General features: G+C 42.9%; 10 protein-coding genes. All 10 read right to left on the bottom strand.

From position 1 onward, the window contains the following. Positions 1-568 precede the first annotated feature (568 nt). A complete protein-coding gene (locus tag AAA970_RS23535) occupies positions 569-2,071 on the bottom strand; it encodes a sulfatase family protein (RefSeq protein WP_338239341.1) in 1,503 nt (500 codons plus the stop codon). A gap of 60 nt (positions 2,072-2,131) precedes the next feature. Beyond that, the gene (locus AAA970_RS23530) at positions 2,132-3,781 is read right to left on the bottom strand and encodes a hypothetical protein (RefSeq protein ID WP_338239340.1); all 1,650 of its coding nucleotides are present in this window, start codon (positions 3,779-3,781) and stop codon (positions 2,132-2,134) included. A 1-nt stretch (position 3,782) separates the two neighbouring features. Next, positions 3,783-5,549 (bottom strand): RagB/SusD family nutrient uptake outer membrane protein, encoded by a 1,767-nt coding sequence (locus AAA970_RS23525; RefSeq protein ID WP_338239339.1) that lies wholly within the window; start codon positions 5,547-5,549, stop codon positions 3,783-3,785. Positions 5,550-5,560: 11 nt separating this feature from the next. Continuing rightward, positions 5,561-8,653, bottom strand: a complete 3,093-nt coding sequence (locus AAA970_RS23520) for a SusC/RagA family TonB-linked outer membrane protein (protein ID WP_338239338.1) — start codon at positions 8,651-8,653, stop codon at positions 5,561-5,563. A gap of 589 nt (positions 8,654-9,242) precedes the next feature. Continuing rightward, positions 9,243-10,715 (bottom strand): sulfatase-like hydrolase/transferase, encoded by a 1,473-nt coding sequence (locus tag AAA970_RS23515; RefSeq protein WP_338239337.1) that lies wholly within the window; start codon positions 10,713-10,715, stop codon positions 9,243-9,245. A gap of 265 nt (positions 10,716-10,980) precedes the next feature. Then, positions 10,981-11,334, bottom strand: a complete 354-nt coding sequence (locus tag AAA970_RS23510) for a hypothetical protein (protein ID WP_060689983.1) — start codon at positions 11,332-11,334, stop codon at positions 10,981-10,983. 242 nt (positions 11,335-11,576) lie between these two features. Then, on the bottom strand, positions 11,577-13,238 hold the full coding sequence (locus tag AAA970_RS23505; RefSeq protein ID WP_338239336.1) for a sulfatase: 1,662 nt from the start codon (positions 13,236-13,238) through the stop codon (positions 11,577-11,579). Positions 13,239-13,249: 11 nt separating this feature from the next. Then, positions 13,250-15,259 carry a glycoside hydrolase family 127 protein gene (locus AAA970_RS23500; RefSeq protein ID WP_338239335.1) on the bottom strand — a complete coding sequence of 670 codons (2,010 nt, stop codon included), beginning with the start codon at positions 15,257-15,259 and terminating at the stop codon, positions 13,250-13,252. A gap of 285 nt (positions 15,260-15,544) precedes the next feature. Then, complete coding sequence (locus AAA970_RS23495; protein WP_338239334.1) at positions 15,545-16,381, bottom strand: AraC family transcriptional regulator; 837 nt, start codon at positions 16,379-16,381, stop codon at positions 15,545-15,547. A 108-nt stretch (positions 16,382-16,489) separates the two neighbouring features. Beyond that, positions 16,490-19,735 carry a glycoside hydrolase family 2 TIM barrel-domain containing protein gene (locus AAA970_RS23490; protein WP_338239333.1) on the bottom strand — a complete coding sequence of 1,082 codons (3,246 nt, stop codon included), beginning with the start codon at positions 19,733-19,735 and terminating at the stop codon, positions 16,490-16,492. Positions 19,736-20,846: the final 1,111 nt, after the last annotated feature.

Below are 20,846 nucleotides of genomic sequence, written 5' to 3'. Positions count from 1 at the left end.
ATCATTAAAGTTATATTTAACTCAAAATCAACCTCTAACATCTGATTGTAAATTACTTGGATTAATCCTACCCGTTTCTGCATTGCAAACCTAAGGTTACGCCAATTCCACTAATTAACTTTTGAGGAGTAGGTGTGATGATTTTAGCCACGAATGTCCCTAATGTGCTCGAATGTTTTTTAGAATAGGGGCATTCATTGGCATTTAGTGCGTTTTTGAAATATACGGAAGAAATTTCCAATACAAGGGGATGGCCTTGATCAATGGGCGGATAGACAAAGGTTCTGCTGGCGACAAGAAGGCATCACAGCGACATTTTAGCAATATTTCACCAGTCTCCTGCCCGCTCCAAATGTCGCCTTGATGGATTCCGTCAGCAGGTTCTTTGTCCCGCCGACATTGATCACAGCCTTGATTTCTTGTTTCGTTTTTGTCAAGAAAAAATGAAAAAGAAACGATTAATAATTAAATATAAGGTATTGAATGGTAGATCTAGCTTTTGATGAAAAAGCCCTTCCCCTTCCAGCAAGCAGAATACTTCTGTTTATCTCCAAGCCAAGTTCCGTTATTACATTTCCACTTCTTTCAAGGCCTCATTTCTTTCCCATATTTGAAACCAGGGATCACTGGTTTGCTGCTGAAATGCTTTAAGTTCCTGAATCATATCAGATAATACTTTTTCATAGCTGGGATTCGCCGCCAGATTATGCGCTTCTTCCGGGTCGTTCTTAAGGTCAAATAATTCAAATTCCGCGCGAAAGGTATAATCATATAAAGATCTGCGTCCATACATCTGCCCTGGAGACGCTAAGGCTTCCTGCAAGGTAGAAGAATTCCAGATATCTTTGGCATGAGGAAAAGGCGTTCCGGAGGTCACATTCCAAATCAGTTTGTAGCGATCTGTAATGATGGTCCGCATCGGATAATACATGGTCACCTCATGAAAAGTATGGGAAGCGAATGTTCGGTTCTCCCGCTTAAAATGCTTCGGATCTTCCAACACCTCTTTAAACGATACTCCGTGGAATCCATTTTTATAATAAGATTGGGGATTTAATTTAGGCTTTCCTTTAGCGATTTTTTTCACCCTGGCTTCTGCTTTCGGAAGGACACCTACCAGGTCCAGGATCGTTGGACTTAAATCCGTCCAATTGACAAATGCGGTGGTCACTTGTCCTGCATTTTGCTGCTTTACATTTTTAATGATCAGCGGCAGGTTAATGCCCGGCTGATATTGATTGGTTTTGGCTCCGGGAAAGGCCAGGCCATTATCCGCCAAATAGAGAATAAGCGTATTGTCCCAGAGTCCTTTTTGCTTAAGGCTGTCAAATAACAATCCCATGCCCTGATCCATTCGACTTATGGACTGATAATATTCGGCCAATTCTTCTCTGGAGCATTTAGAATCTGGCATAAAGGGCTGAACCGAAACCTCTTCCGGCTTATACTTGGTCGTACGAATACCGGCATAGCCTTCCTCGAGATTACCAAATTTATTGGCACCAAATTTTCCCGGATACTTATGCAATCCACGGTGAGGATCTTTTGGACAGTAGTATAAGAAAAATGGCGCTTCACCACAGTCCTCAATAAAGGCCAAAGAACGCTGACTCATCTCGTAGGTATTCCGGCCATCGGCCTGCAACACCTGCTGAAAATGGTAAACCGCCTCCGGTCCTAAATGATATTTGCCGATTCTGGCCGTTTTATAATCGGCAAATTGCTCCAGCATCACCGGCAAGGAGAGAATGTGATCATAAGTAGCAAAGTGATGATAGGCATGCTCATGTCCATAATGCCCTGTGGCATGATTGTACATCCCACTCATAATCACCGAACGGGAAGCACTACAGGAAGCGGTGGTGCAGTAAGCATTTTCGAAACGAATCCCCTCCCGGGCCAAGGCATCAATGCTGGGGGTCTGGATTACCTGATTACCGTAACAACCCATATCAGCCCTGCCGTGATCATCAGAAACGATGAGTATAATATTGGGGTGATCATTCCTTTGTGCCTTTAGTGGCATTAGCCCACAAAACAGGGCCACTATACTTAACAAACACTTCTTCATAGCAAAACAGCGTTAAAAAAAAGCCCGGTTCGAACCGGGCTCATTCTTCTCAAAAAATTCTTATGGTCGGTAATCTTCCCGGATAAACTGGATATAATCAATGTAGATTGTTCCGGTTCTTGGAAAGTCTTTATCCATCACGAACTGTGTTTTAGGCGTATTAAACTCAAGGGTTTCCGCAATATTCTGAGGAGCTTCCACTTCCACCCATTGGCCTTGTGGCACATCCGAAAGATCAAATACCATTGGCATCCACCAATTTGTATTCGTGGTCTTGGCACGGAAAGTAACATTTGGCATCATGCTGCCAGGCTCAATATATACGCGAATCTTCCGATTATACATTCCTGAGGGGATTGAAAAAGGACGATTTTCTTTATCTTCATGAAGAATAGCAAATTTATGTGCGTCAGGCACTTCCGAGGTAGAGAACTTAAGGACATGTGCCGCTCCATTAACATCTTCTTCAAAAGAAAACACATTGTTACTTAAATAAAAATCCCAATGCTCCTGCCCCTTAGCAAAACTAAAATAATCTTCCGGTAACACCTCAAAACCTATACGGGCATTCACTGTGGCATCAAACCCCTGTAAAACTCGCCCATCCTCAGACATAATGTTTCCACCGGTATACTCTACCACGATCAGATCATTTCCATATACGGGAGCAGCAGGGATTAATTCAATTACAGTATTATTATCACTCACTCTGACCTGCTCCACCAGAATATCTTCCTCAAACCCCTTGCCTGCATTCTTTACTTTCAAAGTAAAGTGGTCTTTTTCATTGGCAGGAATATTGGCCACTCCCCCATTGACTGAAAATCTAATCACTTTTTCTACATCCAGACTGATATCGCCTTCCTGAAAAAATGGCTTAGAAGAAGGAATCACCGAAATTTGCAATGGTATAGCTTTACGTTGACGATTAGACGAAATAATTTCATCACCGGTACGAATGGCTAATAACTCTCCTGCATAATGTGTTCCCAATTTAGAGTACAATGCAGCAAATTCCTCTTCCCTGCTCTCCTCTTCCTGCGCCTGGTTCAACAACCACTGTCTTGTATTAGGACGACCCTTGGTGGTCAAATCTCGGAATATCAGCGGCTCTCCGGCCTCAACCTCCAGTTTCTTCCAATTGGCCTTATCGGCATCCGTGGTAGGAACTTCCTGATCCCCCTCTATCTCAAGCACAATCTCCCCTTTATACTCTACTTCAAAGGCGGGTTTCACACTGCCATAGACATCCACCACGAAAGTAGTGTCTACATGCCATAGTCCGTCTTCGGCATTAAATGTACTCCGAAGGGTGTCATTGTCAAAACCTACACGGTACACCTCTTCCTCAAAACTGCTATTCAAATTAATTTCATAAGTACCTTCTGTCGGATAATAGATATGCACCATCTTTTCATTGGTATAACTCACTGAGTCTTCCAACACATGCTCAGACAAATCCGAATTGGCATCAAAATTACCATCGAGGAAATAAGTCCCTTCTGAAATCTCCCAGGATTGGTACACCAATCCCTGGGACAAATTATACATGGTCACATGTTCTCCTTCATTTAGCACCCAAAAACGTTCCCCGTTTTTATTAGAATTCCATGCTAAATCTGAAAATTCATGAGATGGAATTTGATAGTCCTGAACACAGCCCCACAACATCAATGTTGTGAAGGCTATAAATATATTAAAAAATCTCATACTACTTTTTCTTATTATAGATCCCTGGGTTAGCCATCACCTCTCTTGCCGGAATAGGTAAATAATTGTGGATTTGAGGATTGAAATTTTCAGCAGCTCTCTCAAAGTCTTTCAGTATTTTTGGTGTTCCGTTTGGAGGACCATCAATACTTACACATCTCAACAGTGCCCATTTCGTTTTTTCATTACCATCCTGCCCAACAAATTTATAGCCGAGGCCATAGTATTCCTCCTGAGCCAATTCTTCAAAACGCTCTTTTAAAACTCCCCAACGACGAAGGTCAATAAAACGCATAGAATGTCCTTCAATGGATAGCTCCAAGGGTTTTTCCTTATACATTAAGCGCTCCATCAGGCTTTCTGCATTATAAACAATTTCGTCATAATCATGATCCGTATCCCCATTGGAAGGTCCGATCAGCTGTAAGGCCCAGCGCTTGCGAACTTCATTCATTAAGGGAAGCGCTCGGTCCACCTGATTCGACTTAATGTAGCATTCTGCTAAATTCAAATAAACTTCGGCCAAACGAACCACGGGAACATTTTTACCCGAACGGTTACGGCCCTCTTCCATATTTAACTCACTGTCAATAATATCATGATTACTATACTTTTTAAAATAACCATATTCAAAGCTGTTAAAAGGAGCCATATCACGCGCCAAACCTTCCAGATAATAGGGGGTTTGATCATCCTCAATTAGGGCGATCATATTGGAAGAACGAAGGGAAACTACTTTCATTTTTTCCTCCCCTTCCTCAGTGGTATAATAATTCCGTTTGTCTTTCGTATCCAGGGTCTCTGCTCTGTAAGCATGGGTCAGCCACAATGAAGGAAGTAAGGTTCTCCCTCCCCCGGTACTCTGAGGAGATACCATATTGGCCAGTCGGTTACTTAAACTTTGCTCATCCCAAATTCCCATCTCAGGACGTAGGCCCAGGCCATAATTCACCTGGAAAATAATTTCATCACAGCCCGCCGCTTTATCGGTAAACAGTACTGTTTCGTCCTGCTCCAACTGATAATCTTTTAAATTACCGGAATGATTATAAATGATATCTTCATAAAGATCTTTCGCTTTATCATATTCCTTTTCATATAAGTAACTGGTAGCCAAATAATAGGCCGCAGCACCAGCGGTAACTCTACCCATCTGATTAGAAGGATAATCTGCCGGCAAATTATTCAAAGCATACTGCAGATCTGCGCGGAAGAAGTCCACCACTTCCTGATAATCAGAAATAGATCTGGTATAATCCGCGGTAGTCTTTGGCGTTTCATCATAAATAATGACCTCTCCTTCGTTAAAAATAGAGTGCGCGTAGAAGTGAAACAAGCCTCTTAAAAAGCGGGCCTGCGCCATTTGAAGCACACGTTCTTCCTCATCAACTGAGCCTTCTAATCGCTCCAAAGCCTCAATCACCTGATTGGCCCGGAAAGCGCCCTGATAATAAGCCTGCCATTTCAACAAAATTGGTTGTTCTGCCGCTCCATAGGTATAATAGTAATAAATGGCTTTATTTCCCCATGGACTAGGACGTCCCCCTCCGGGATATCCCAAATCTGAACGCAAACTTTCCTCCTCAATACTAAGGATAAAGTGATTCAGCAAGGTAGAATAAGTGGCATTTAATCCGGTATTGGTATCGTCTAAATCCTGCCAGAAATTATGCACCAGGGTTTTGTTCGGATTCTCCTGATCCAACAAATTGGAACAGGCCACATTAAAAAATAAAAGAATAAAAATAAATATATTAAATCTTTTCATGTCCGTAAAAATTAGAATGAAAATTTAAGGCCTAACAGATACTGAGATGCGATTGGATAACGTCCGATATCCAAACCACGGGTAGAGGTACCATTTCCTCCGACATCCGGATCAAAACCGGTATACTTGGTAAAGGTCAATGGATTTTGAGCAGTAACATACACTCTCAATCCCTGCACTTTAAGTTTATCATTCACTTCTTTTTTGAAGTTATAACCAAGGGTTACGGAGCGCAATCTTAGGAAGGAACCGTCCTCTAACCAGTAGTCCGTAGCAGCGGCATAATTGGCATGCTGGCGGCTGTCTCCTCTGAAGGCGGGCACATCTGATTGGTTATTGGCTTCAGACCAGGAATAGTACAGGTCTTTGTGGCGCTGGAAAGAATAAGCAGCTGCTTTGGTTCCGTTCATTACTTTATTCCCCACATTGGCATACCATTGCATACTGAAATCGAATCCTTTATACTCAATATTAGTATTTAATCCTGCTTCAAATAGTGGTAAACCACTACCGGAATAAACGCGATCTTCTTCTGTGATTCTACCATCTTCGTTGGTATCGATATACATCAGATCACCCATTTTTGCCGATGGCACCAAGGCTCTATAAGCATCCAGCTGCTCCTGCGTTTTAATCACACCCTCGGTCTGATAAAGGAAGAAAGCACCCACCTCATGTCCTAAGGCGACGGTAGTCACCATGGAGTTGGGATCACCAGCCATAAAGGTTTGATTATTATAAATAATATCTTCTCCAGACATGCGCGTAACCCGGTTGATATTCTTGGTGAAAGTACCATTTATCCCCCACTTAACGGCACGGTCAATGGAACGATATCCTGCAGAAATCTCAATCCCCTGGTTCATCATATCTCCCACATTCATCGTGATCCGGGAATCTGCTCCGGAACCAACACCGGCTGAAGGAGGTAATTGCACCGGGAATAGCATATCGTGCTTACGGGTATCGTACAAATCAACTCCAAAAGTCAAACGGTTGTCAAACATCCCGATGTCAATACCAAAGTTGGCCTGTACAGTGGTTTCCCAACGCACATTCTCATTGGCAAAAGCCGTTTGGATAGCGCCATATGCAATGCTTTCCCGTCCCTCAGCGCCGAAGATATAATCCTGGTTTCTGGTAATGGTGGGCGCGAAAGAATAGGATCTAAAATTCTGATTACCCGTGGTACCATAACTGGCACGTAACTTAAAGTTGTTCACCGTCTTGGCGATATTATCCCAGAATGGCTCATCCGAAACATTCCAACCTGCAGAGATGGAAGGGAAAAATCCCCAACGATAAGCTTCGGTAAAACGAGAAGATCCATCCCGACGCACAGAGGCACTCAACATATATTTACTATCATAATCATATTGCACTCTCGCTAAAGTTCCTAGCAGAATATCGGTACGGTCATTTCCGCCAGAGTAAGCATAGGGATTCAACAAACCTCCTTCGATCACCTTGATGTCATTATCAACGATGAATTGACGGCCCGCTGTAAACTGATTCATGCTGTACATCTCATAAGATGCCGCTCCAGTAGCTACGATACGATGTTTATCAAATTTCTTGGTGTAATTTAAACTCGCATCCGCGCTAATTGAACCGTTGTAGGTGAAACTCTGCTGAATATAGGAATCACTAATTTGCGTTAACAATAGCCCGCTTCGATCATAAATGGCATAATTGGGAGCGAACATTTTCCGTTGATAATTCACAAAATTTGCCCCCACTCGAGATTCAAATCTCAAATTATCCGTAATTCGATAAGCCGCACGCATATTGGCATTGATACGGTTTCGTTTTCCGGTATCTTCAAAACCAATCGCTCTCATCGTATTGGCCAGGGCCAAAACTAATGGATTGGTACCATCTCCGGAAGTATCAAAAGAACCATCATCCACACTTACGGCAGGCTGATAAGGGAAATAACGCGTCGATTGAATCAAAATATCTGCTCTTGGCTGTGCCTGATTTTCATGCATAAAAGCCAAACCGGTCTTTATATTTAATTTTCCTTTTTGAAATTCCGTATTGAAGCGGGTGTTGAAACGATCAAAACGCGAGTTAATAACAACCCCTTCCTGACCAAAATAACCGGCCGAGACATTGTACTTCATCTTTTTGGTACCACCAGCAGCATTTATGTTGTAATTATGCACGGCGGCCATATCATTAAGCACATAACTCACCATATCGGTATCATTCAAAAACAAATACTGAGAACGATTGTAATGAGTATTTGCTTCATCATCCACTTTACCATGAAAATTGCGAGAATAGACCAAATCATAATAAGACTGCTCATACTTATTCATCAGTGGAACACGAGATTGCTCCTGAATACGCTGAAATCCAGAGGACCCATCGAAAGAGATTTTCATCTCTCCTTCTTTCCCCTGCTTGGTGGTAATCAAAATTACCCCGGCGGCACCACGGGTACCGTAAATCGCACAAGAGGCGGCATCTTTCAATACATCAATCGTCTCAATTTCATTGGCAGCCAATCTTGGATCCCCTTCCTGAGGAATACCATCTACCACAAATAGTGGGGTATTGGAACCGCTGATGGAACTGATACCACGAATTTGAATATTAGACTCTGCCCCAGGCGCTCCAGAGCCGGCGGAAATATTCACCCCAGCAATTTGCCCCTGCAGTGCTGTTCCTAAATCTGCGGAAGTAAATTTGGTGATATCATCGGCTTTAATCTGAGCCACCGCACCGGTCAGCTCTTTCTTTTTTACCTCACCATAACCAATTACGACCACCTCTTCCAAATCGACCAGGTCTGAGGTCATGGTAATGGAAAGCTCTTCCCCAACAACGGTGTGGCTGACGGTTTTCATCCCCACGAAAGAGAAGGTTAGCAAATCCCCTACCGATGCAGGCAATTGGTATTGTCCTTCCACATCAGTAATGGTGCCCTTTTTCGTTTTTTCATTAATAACCGTTACCCCCGGCAAACTACCAGCGTCTTTCTCCGAAACGGTTCCCCGGACCTTAATATTCTGAGCCCAAGCGAAGGAGGTACAAAACATTAGTAAGGCAAAAACTAATATCCCCCTTTCCTGCAGGTGTGAATAAAAATATTTCATATAGAAAATACAAAAAAAATTAAAACATTAAAAAAGCTGCCTGAAATATTAGACTCATAAAATCCGCATGCGAAACTAAAAAATTACGAAATCATATACCATTAAAGACTGCTTTATTTACGCAAGTAAAGATAGGGGATATGGCGCGAGTTGAATGGGCCAAACTTAACCTATTGTTACAGTATATTACACTATCTTATTGGTTAAAAAATGAACTATTTAAGATAATCATAGCCTACTAATTATCAACTAATTAGAAAAAGGATTCAGCTATTAACTGAATCCTTGTCTAAAATTAACATTGGTATGAACATCAAAATTCTCCCAAGGAATAAACCCATCCATTAAGGGTAAACCCTTATTGCTGTATGATTAAAATCGATTTAACCTGAATGATGCATGCTTCGATCCTCCATTAACAGCAAAGCGGAAAAATGAAGGAATAGTTTCCTATTTTGAGTTTTTTCCAACGAGCAGTTGAATGAGGAGATCGCAAGCTTGGCCAAATTCGCGCTATTTTAAATCTAAGACAATGACCCTCAACGACCTGCCTATAAACCCCTTGCGCATATTTGGTAAATTTTTCAGATTAAAAAAAGGTACACTGAAAGGTTCTGTCAAACCTGGGCATCTCATTTTTCTCCCAAAGCTCCCTGGTATTGCCATCATGGAACCAACGAGGGGCATGGTGGGATTCACTCCAATCCTGGGCTTTTTGCACTAACTCTTTCACAATTTCAGGGTGCTTTGCACTCACATCCTTTTGCTCTCCAATATCTTTTTTAAGGTTGTAAAGCTGCCACACCCCTAATTCCTGGCTCAACAGCTTCCAGTCATTATAACGAACGCCCACCTCATTATAAGTATTGCGGTGACGCATCGCAAAAATAGCCTCATCTTTGCGGGTATTGCGGTTTTTCATAATATCGTTGATCACCACTTTACCATCCAGCACCTTTCCTGAGGGAATTTTAGCCCCGGCTAATTCCGCAAAAGTAGGGTAAAAATCCACAGAGGAAACCACATAATTAAAGCGCTTGCCGGCAGGGATATGTGCCGGCCAGTGGAAGAACATGGGTACTCGAAAACCTCCTTCGCAAGCACTACCTTTACCCTCTCTCAAAGGATAGTTATTGGCTCCACGGCCTATTTTACCGCCATTATCACTTAAAAATACAATCAAGGTATTCTCAAACTGCCCATTTTCCTTTAACTGCCTGACTACTTGGCTCACCCCACGGTCTACCGCATGCACCATGGCGGCATAAGTCCGGCGTTTTTGGTCTTTAATGCCGCTGTATTCGGCCATATCTTCCTCCTTGGCTTGCAAGGGGGTATGCGGAGCATTATAAGCTAAATACATAAAGAAAGGCTTGTCTTGTGCTTTAGCTTCATTCACCTGACGAATGGCCTGTTTCGAGAGCGCATCGGTCAAATATTCGTCTTCCTGTACTTCTTTGCCATTGTGCTCCAGCGGCAGCAGGTAATCAAAAATCACCTTCTTGCCTTGTTTTTTCTGACGTTCGTAAGCTTCCCGATACTGCTTAGGAAAATAGTTATGTCCTCCTCCCAGGAATCCATAAAAATCCTCAAATCCACGAACATTTGGATGGTATTGCGGCTCCGTTCCCAGGTGCCATTTTCCTACAATACCGGTATAATAACCTGCATCCTTCAACACCTTACTGATATAGGTTTCTTCCACCGGTATTCCCAATTCGGCCACCGGAATTCCCAGGTCCTCCTCTTCCGTATTTGGTGGCAAATTAAACTGAGTCCCCATCGGGTGCGGATAGCGACCGGTCAACATACTGGCGCGACTTGGGCCACAGAATGGATGGGTGACATAGCCGGAAGTCATGATGGTACCCGCTTTGGCCAATTGATCGAGGGCGGGTGTTTTTATATCCTTAGATCCGTTAAAACCTACATCATTATACCCTAAATCATCACAGACAATCATCAGGATATTGGGCTTCCGCTCCTGAGCAGAGGCGGATATGCTTCCCCAAAAACACAGGCAAAGCATCGCCAGAAAACTAGTATTTTTCATCTTTTTCATATGAGCTAATTTAAAGGGGCGTTTAAAACCACTCCACTGGAAGCAAGTTCCAAATATTGGCCGACATATGGCATAAACTTTCCACAATGCCGAGCTAATCCAATAAAAAAGCCATTTAACTGCTCGAGAAAAAAGCTGTTTTTTTTGAATTTTAGCTTTTAAACACTTCCTAAGCATGCCGAGCAGAAAGCTACTACCCGCTACCCAACATACCTCAAAAAAAAATCAGGGATAATAGGAAAATCATCCCTTGAATGATAATAATTTAAATCATAGTAAGACCGGCCCTGATTTTAGCCAAGGCCTCATCTAATTCTCCCGGGGTGTAACCGGTCAGCTGTCCCATGAATGACTTGAAATCTTTACTTGCATTTTTATTAATTTCCAATTGTTGATCTTTGGAAATGCTACCGTTTTTGAACTTTTGCTGCGCCTCAGAAAGCACTGCAATGTATTCTACCCGGGCTTCCTTTAGCTTTTTCGCCTGTTTTTTATCCAACTTAAATTCTTGTACACTTTGCTCCACAAAATACTGGATTTTTGCCTCCCGAGAAGCATGCTGTGCAAAAGAAGTATTTAAGGCTAAGAAAAATACAATAATTAAAATAAGGTTCTTCATGTCTATTATGATAAGCTTCACTAACCCGAATTATTCACCGCTAAATTCACTAACTAATCACAAGTGGTTTATTTTCAGGTCATTAAAATTTGTTTTCTTTGATTTATATTAGCCTAAATTTGGCAAGCTTGCTTTTTCCGCATTCATCTGTTTCGTTGGAAAAAACTCGAAATAGGAAAAATTCCTTCGTTTTATCCGCCTTACAGCTAAACGAGGATTTAAGCATAAATTATCCGGGCTAATTAACTATTTGGTAAACTTTCCTGCCAGCCCGCCTTTAATTGCTTGCTAAGCTTTGTTACCAATGCTTCCTGCTCCTGCGCCATATTTTTTGTTTCCAAAGGATCATTCACATGATCATATAATTCCACAAAAACCGGTGGCAGGGATTTATCCCGGCTGTCTTGCCAAAGCACCAAACGATACTGCTCCGTCCGCATGGTATAAGCCATCAGATGGTTTTCATATAAATCACGATCCCAACGATCGCCCATTTGCGCTTTGATTTTATCCTCTACTTCCTGAATCAAAGGACCGAAATAGGTCTCCCGCATACCGACCGTTAATGGGTTGGCTGCCCACTCGCGCAAAGCCGGCGTTGGGAATAAGGAGAAAGCCGCATTTTTCCAGGGCTGTTTTGGATCACTTAATAATGGTTTAAAGCTATGCCCTTCCAAATGTGCTGGCATGTCAATTCCGGCCATATCACACAGGGTTGGATACATATCCACCAATTCTACCAGGGCTTGGGTTGATTTTCCGCGAACCTCCATGGGCATATCCGGAGCAGCCACAATCATCGGCACACGTGTAGCCCACTCATAAGAGGTGGCTTTCCCCCAAATGCCCATTTCACCCAGATGCCAACCGTGGTCACTCCAAAGCATAATAATGGTATTATCCGCCACGCCGGCCTCTTCCAGGGCGTCGATCATGCGGCCAATCTGCGCATCAATATAACTGACACAGGCTAAATAGGCATGCTTATATTCTCTGGCCAAATCGTCCGTTATAGGACCTGATTTAGGCGCTCCCTGCCGTACTCTAAGCTCAAAAGAAGGATGCAATCCCATCGCCGCACCCCCCTCAGGTGCCTCAGGCTGTGCAGTCAAGGGTATTTGCTCCGGATCATAAAGATCATAATATTTTTTAGGCGCAATAAAGCTTAGGTGAGGCTTTTTAAATCCTAAACCCAGGAAGAAGGGCTTATCCGGATTTTTCTCCAGCATGTCTTTCAGGGTGGCAATGGCCAAATCTGCATTATAGCCATCCTCATAGGCATTGTCCGGTACATCCGCACATTCGTACACCGGCCCGTTCGCCAAACCATTCTGTGTCATCTCCAGGCCGTACTTTTCAATACTTTCTTTGCGGGTTTGCTTAAACAAAGCCTGGTTCTCAGGCAAGGCATAACCTCCAGGAAGCGCCGGTTTTTTGGCCTCCACTTTATCCGTAGCCGGTAGTCTTGACCAGGACAGCTCCGGGTCATTATATTTCCCATGGTAAATTTTCCCCACGTTCACCGTCTCATAGCCATTGGCTTTAAATTGCTGCGGAAGGGTAATAATATCAGGATTCAAATCCCGGAAATAGGTAAAGTTTTCCACCACGCCGATGGTCTCCGGACGTGCACCGGTCATTAAACTCGCCCGAGAAGGACTACAAATGGCCTGTTGACAATAGGCATTATCAAAGCGTAGCCCTTTGGCTGCCAATCGGTCAATATTCGGAGTAATGGCATATTCCGTTCCGTAGCAACCCAATTCGGGTCGGAGGTCATCTACCGCTAAAAACAGAATATTGGGCTTTTTCGCCTCTTCCTGGCTACTGGAAGCGGAAGGCTGACAGGCTGCAGCAGCAAGCAGCATCCCCATGGCCCCAAGATTAAGCATGAAATTTTTCATCAAAAAAATATTTAGTTCCATATAATGGGCATCCAGACGGTCATTTCACTATCCCCGCGATTGCTCCAGGCAAAATAGGGAATCAACTGACCTCTGTACGTTTTCCATTCATTTTTTTCTATTGGCTGATACATTTTATCGCGATTGGCCGGCTTTAGCCTTAAATCACTATGGATGACACTTAGCCCACCCAAAAAATCCGGCTGATAATCCACTTCCAGATTGGCTTGCTCCGGAATATGCACTTCCAAAATGTCCGTCCCTTTGGGCAAATCCGGGGTCTCTACACAATATACCACCGGCCCTCTTTGCACGGCCACCTGATTCCGTACCTCTTCAATACGGGCGTTCCCCTGCATATATTTTACCTCCATCGGTAATTCCAATCGCAGCTGGTCCCCCTTTTTCCATTGGCGATTGACCACTGCAAAGGTTCCTGCTGTAATTTTTGTAGGCACTTCCTTCCCATTCACCATCAGGCGGGCCGTATTGGCCCAGGCCGGGATGCGCAATAAAATTTCAAAAGCAGACTTTTTACACTTTTCAATCGTCAGATCAATGACTCCTTCCCATGGATAATTGGTGGACTGGCGCAATTTCAGAGGAGCACCATCCAACATCCGGGTGTCCAGGGCATTTCCCCCGAACATGTTAACTACTAAACCATTTTCTTTCAGGCTATAGGCCCAACCGGAAGATTTAGCAATGGTCCGCACCAAATTCGGCGGACAACAGAAACAGTCAATATAAGGCTCCCGGCAAGAAGCAGCGGTCGCTTTATAATCCAGTGCGCCATTTACTTTGCGTAAAGGATTCACATAGAAATAGTCTTTTCCTTCAATGCTAATGCCTGATAAGGCACTGTTGAACAATACCAACTCCATGATGTCGCCATATTTGGCATCTCCATGAATCCCCATCATGCGGTAGCTAAACATGGCATTGGCGATATTGGCGCAAGTCTCATTATAGGCCGTCAGGTTGGGCATCATATACTCATTAATGAATCCCTCATGAATGACATCCTTATGCTTCGATAGGCCGTGATGCGTCTGCCCCACTGCCCCGGTCACATACATTTTTTTGGTGGTTACATCTTCCCATAACAGATCCAGAGCATCAATCAGGGCTTTTTCCCCGGTTTCGGCATACACATCTGCCGCCCCCGCATAATAGTACAGTGCCAGCACCGCATGACCGGTGGCTTCTTTCGATTTACGCAAGGGAATACGCTCCTGCACCATATCCCCCACCATTTTGGGTTTGGTTGTGGCGTCCACCTTATTTCCACCTCTTCCCCTCATGTTGATGAAAGTTTCCGCCAGTTCCAAATAGCGGTGATCGCCTACGGTTCTGTACATTTCGACTAACCCCATGATCTGAGACTGATTAAAACCAAAACGTTTTAGGGAATCCGGCTGTGGCTGAAAAAGATCGTATAAATAATCAGCATGCTTCACGGCAAGCTTCAGAAAATTATCCTGACCGGTTAAACGCTTATGAATACAGGCACTGGTCAGTAAATGACCGCTATTATACAGTTCGTGGTGTTTTCGGTTGGAAAAACGCCCCAAATCACTGGTCTGCACCTGGGTAGAGATATAGCCATCTTCCTCCTGGGCTTGAGCTATAACGCCAATAATTTCATCCAGTTCCTGCAATATTTCCTTGTCCCCATTCTGGGCATAAATATACATAGCAGACTCCATCCACTTATAAAAATCGCCATCGTGCCAGAGCTCTCCCTGATGCTCACCATCTTTGATTCCGGCAGCAATTTTAAAGTTGTTATAAGCATGGCCAATGTCCCCTTTTAACAAGGTGCCCATATGGGGCATCATCACTTCCTCACAAACTTTAAACTTATCTGCCCAAAAACCTTCTGTCCAATGGCAATCTCCAAAATTGACACTTTTAAATACAATATTCGGACTGTCACTATTATTAATAATTGCTTTTTCCTGAGCAAATAAAGTGAAATTAAAAATCAATAAGAAAAGAGTAAAAATATTATTTTTCATATAATAATTTAAAAAAATATTAAGTGTTTTTATGATCAATGTTAATGAGACATAAATGAAAAAGTGGCATAGAAATGATCACCCCCCATGCGATCATTTCTATAGCCCTAAAGAAAAAGGTGTTGTGGTATAATACTTATTATCATCAACAGCATCACTGTTATCGTCTATCCGATTACCCAAATTTCGCATATTTGATTAATCCTAATCTAACATGCTTCCTTTTTCATTTTTATTAATACTTGTAATTGTCTTTACGAATTCTGACTGTTATCCTGGCTCTTATCATGCAATTTGATACCGATAGGTGTTGGGGGTAGTCCCCATAATCTGCTTAAACTGCTTATTGAAATGGGTGATAGAACGATAACCGACGATTTCCGAAATTTCCGAAATCAACAAATTATCCTGGATCAACAAGCGAGAAGCATTTTTTACCCGAACTTCATTCAAATACTGAAAGAAGGACTTGCTGGTCATCTTTTTAAAGAATCTGCAAAAATAATTAGGTGACATGCAGGCGATATCGGCCACTTGCTGCAAGCTGATATTGTCATTATAATGCGCTGCCACAAACCGAATCACCTTTTCTAAGCGCTCGGTATTGAATTCCTGCTCTTTACACATATCCGTAACGGACAGAAATATTTTATCTTCACTATTGGCCAGTTTATTTAATAAGCTTAAGAAGTGAATCAATTGCTCTGGCATGGACATTTGCAACAACTGCAATACCATATTGTGCCACACCCCGGGAATATTTTCAAATCGAATGCCATATTTGGACTGCTCCAAAAGCTGCGCTATATGTCGGAATTCCAAGCGCTTGAATGTATCCGTCCCCACCAGCTGGTCGGTGAATTTAATAACGACCTTATTCACCTCTCCTCCATTTTTATCTTTCCATAAATGCGGCACATTAGGCCCCACTAATACCAAATCTCCTTCCTGAAAACTTTGTGCACTGTCCCCGACAAACCTGATTCCACTACCCTTCACCACATAAATCAACTCATATTCCTGATGATAATGCCAATCATCATCATAACAAGGAATATTTTTCTCATGGATTTGCAATTGTTTCCCTTGTTCTAACTCCGGTTTTTTTACAATAAGTTTCATAATAGTTTGATTTTGGTTGGGTATAAATCGTGTTTAAAGAAAAAAATAGCAATGGCCCTTTGGACTAAATCGAAGCCATTGCTTCATCTATTGTGGATGGATTAAATGTCAAAGTGAAAAATCTTTGTTATCCGCTTTCAAAACGAAATGGAGCTTATATCTTCCAGATTTTAGCGCATATGGCGTAATCGGTTTTTGCTTCATTCCACCTACACCCGCTTGCGCAGCCAGTATATTCAGCGTATAGTAGCCCTGTGGGACCAAATCATAAGGATGTTTTGCTTCCTCCAAATTTTCCGGACTATACGGCCAGATAGAAAAATCAAAAGTATCCATTCCTTTTATTTGAAATTGATGACGCTTTTTCGCATCTCTCAATTGAATCCACTGGGTATCCGTTCTGTTGCCATTCGCCTGAGGATAAGCATACTGATAAAACATGTCCTCCGTAGGTGCGCTGTATAAACCCAGCTCAGTAGAACGCTTACGATCAGCATAACTTTCCCAAGGGCCATTTCCGTAATATACCGTTTCGGTAAATTGATCCGCTAGGCCCATCGTCAGACCGAATTGCATTAATTCCGGTAAGGTAGGATCAGCATCCAGCTCGAGTGCTACTTCCAATGCACCATCGGGAAAAATTTTATAGGTGCTTGTCAAAGTCACTTTATCTTCCATTTTCTGGTTTACCGCCAGAGAAACAAAGCCATTTTCCTGCTGTTTTTCAATACTAACCAGCTCTAACTTGTCCGCTAAGGTCCTCCAGAACTTTTGTTTTTTCCCGGCATTTCTAAACAGACGGTCATTATCAATTAATGGTCGCCAGAAAGTTGGCTTTAACGGAGCGAATATTTGTTCCTGGCCTTTAACGATATAAGAAGTAAGTGCTCCGGATTGTGCATCAAAAGCCGCGGAAAATTGTTTTCCCTCGATGGTCAGCTGACCATTTATTTCATTCAGACTCAAGGCTTCTTTTTGCTTGCTTACATAAGTCGTAAAAGGTGCTGCCTCCGCATAAGTTAATTGCTCTTTGGCTATTTCGGTACCCTTGGCACACCACTCACGCGCCTGGGCTTCATGCAAACTCATTCTTAAATGATAGTCTGCCGAGCTTTTCTTTTTGAATGCTTTCACGGGAAGCTGCACCACTTGAGAATTGTGCGCGGCAATATCCTGTGGAGCTAATTTCCCGGTCTGAATCACTTTTCCATTTTCGGACAAAGACCACTGTAGCTCATACTGATTCAAATTGGTGAAATCAAATCTATTGATTATTCTAACTTTAAAATCTTCTTTATTTGCCCATTCAAAAGTGGCTGGCTGGAAAACGTAACGACATTCCCAGGCATGCGGATTCGGTGTACGGTCTGAAGCGAAAACACCATTCATGCAGAAATTGGAATCGTTGGGCTTATCCCCGAAATCACCGCCATAGGCGAAGAATTCAGTACCATCTTCATGCGTTTTTACCAAGCCCTGATCAATCATGTCCCAAATAAAACCACCAATCAGATTCGGCTTCACCCGGATGGTATCCCAGAATTCGCCCAAACAACCAATCGAGTTCCCCATGGCGTGCAAATATTCGCACATAATGATCGGACGCGAAATATAAGGACTATTGGACATATTCGTCAGCTGATTCAGGCTCGGGTACATCCGGCTGATCACATCCACATAAGGAGGATCTGTCGGATTGGCCATCTCTTCAATTCTTCCCAGCTTAAAACCGATACCTTCCTGATAGGCCGGATGCGTTGGATCTCCCTGTGCCCCTTCATAGTGAATGAATCGCGAAGGATCGTAATCCTTAATCCAGCCAGCGGCAGCGGCAAATGCCGGACCAGAACCCGCCTCATTCCCCAGTGACCAGGAAATAATACTCGGGTGGTTTTTATCACGCTCCACCATTCGGATCACACGACTCAAAATAGCGGCCGGCCAACTTGGCTGCTGAGGAAGGAAACTTCCCAGGCCATGACACTCAATATTGGCTTCGTCCATTACATACAAACCGTACTCATTGCACAATTCATAGAAGTAGGGATCGTTCGGATAGTGAGAAGTACGAACCGCATTGAAATTAAATTGCTTCATCAGCTCCACATCCTTACGCATATCCTCACGGGTCAATGCTTTTCCGCGCTCTGCATGGTGATCATGTCGATTCACGCCCATGATTTTCACCGATTGTCCGTTGATCAACAATTCGTTTTTATCATTGAAAGCCACCTGGCGAAAACCAATCTTTTGGCTTCTGTATTCCACCGCTTCCCCGGCAGGATTATGCACCGATAATAGGAGCTGATAAAGATTCGGTGTCTCTGCTGTCCATTTTTCCGGATGCTTCACCTCTGCTTCCATCATGGCCCATTTGGTGATGTCGCGTTGTGGCCAACGTTCATAATAAACAGAAGCCAGATCTATTTCCATTGGCTGGGTATTCACCTTTTGGCCAGCACCGTCGAAAAGTTCCGCTTTCAGACTCCAGGCTTTCAATTCTGCTTTGGAAGTCTCCCGCGCTACCCACAATTTCGGACGCAACTCCAAACGGGCATTCTCTATATTGGCATCAAATTTTGTTCTGACAAATACATCGTTCAGCGCTACTTTGGGTTGTGCCATCAGCATCACCTCGCGATGAATACCTGCCAGTCGCCACATGTCCTGATCTTCCAGATAACTGCCATCGCTCCACTTATACACTTGCACGGCCAAACGGTTTTTACCCGGCTTCACATAATCAGTAATATCAAATTCAGCGGCCAATCGGCTACCCTGACTATAGCCTACTTCTTCTCCGTTCACCCATACATAAAAGGCAGAGGTCACCCCACCGAAATGCAGAATAATGGACTGACCGTCCCAGTCTGCCGGCACTTCCATATCTCTGAAATAACTCCCCACCGGATTGTCTCGATAAATCTTCGGCGGACGAGGTGGCTGTGGCCCCATATAGTTTTCCGCAATCAAAGGTTGATCTCCAAAAGCCCCCGGTGTAAAAGGATAAACAATATTTGTATAGATCGGCTGGCCAAAACCCTGCAATTCCCAATTGGAAGGAACCGGAATCGTGGCCCAATTTTTTCCTTTAAAATCGGCCGCCATAAAATCCGTAGGACGATCTTCCGCGCGACCTACATATTTAAACTTCCAATCACCATTTAACAACTGCATTTTGGAAGCCTGACGGTCTCCCTTCAAAGCGGCTTCTCTGGTGGAATAAGAATAAGAAGGAACACGGGCTTCCATTTTATTTTTCTCGAACATCAGTTCATTCTCCCAGTCAGCTTGCGCAAGCGCTCCAAGAACACTGAAAACCCACAAAACACTAAAAAGAGTAAAAAAACGCATAAAAAATCACTTTAAAAATAAATCCTACGGGCCCTTATAATACAGGAATAGGAACTCCCTAAACCCTTCATTAAAAATTATACAATTAAGAGACTTAAAAAGTGACTCTTATTGCGAATCCCATCACAAAGGATCAAAAAAAGTGACTTGAATTATGACGCTATTGTAAATGGAGATGTACACTAGCGTAAATCAGACCATGTTTACGGAAAAATACATAGGTGATACGAATTCGTCATGGAAAAAAATTTGGGCGTGAGCAAAAAAAGCCCCTCCACTTCTGTTGTCCATCCAGAATAACCACCTCATAGTAAGAGGAAGAGTTCCAAAAAGAATCATATACCCTTCATTTTTTTAGAAAAAATTACCCCCGATTCCTAAAAAACGAAGCCTTGCCTATTGAACCAAGGTGGATGTTAGCGCTCAAAAAAAAATCCATTTGACTCAAAAAAAGGGCGGTAAAATCAGAAATAATCACCCAGGCGTACTCCAATTTCGGAGCCAAAAGTACGCTTTCGTCTAAGAGTATATTTAAAAACGCACCATCTGGATGCAAATTCGAATTATTGCAAGCGGTTTTGGGTAAGTTCTCAGCAATAGCGATGCTATTCTCTCAAAAGAATCCTTTATCGCTTCTGCAATAAGCAAATTTTGGTTGCAAATTTTCGCTTTCAAACCCGCCCTAATACATTACCGGAGATGCTCACCAGTCCTTTAAGTGAAAATGACAAGTCCGATATTGGCAGAAACAAAAAAGGACTCCGCTGCTGCGAAATCCTTTAAAAAAAAAATAATCCGTTATGAGCATTTAATATTCGACATTACAGCCTCAATAATTGTGTGAGCCGAATTACGTATGCTGAAATCCTTATTTAGCTTCCAGGGCGAAAAATGAAGGATTCGTTCCAAGTTTCATTTTATCCGCCAAAGCATATGGAGAAAGCAAATTCTCCCACATTTAAACCTTAAAAATATCAATAAAAGCAAGCACAACAAACTGATACAATTCTCCTTATCGTAAACTGCTAAATTTAGCGGTGAATAATCCGGGTTAAAGCAAATCATCCAGCTGCAAATTCAAATTATTGGAAACGATTTAGAATAAATTCTC

The sequence above is a fragment of the Persicobacter diffluens genome (assembly GCF_036244895.1).
GTDB lineage: Bacteria > Bacteroidota > Bacteroidia > Cytophagales > Cyclobacteriaceae > Persicobacter > Persicobacter diffluens.
Note: the sequence above shows the minus strand (reverse complement) of the source record. Positions and strands in the feature narration are given on the sequence as shown.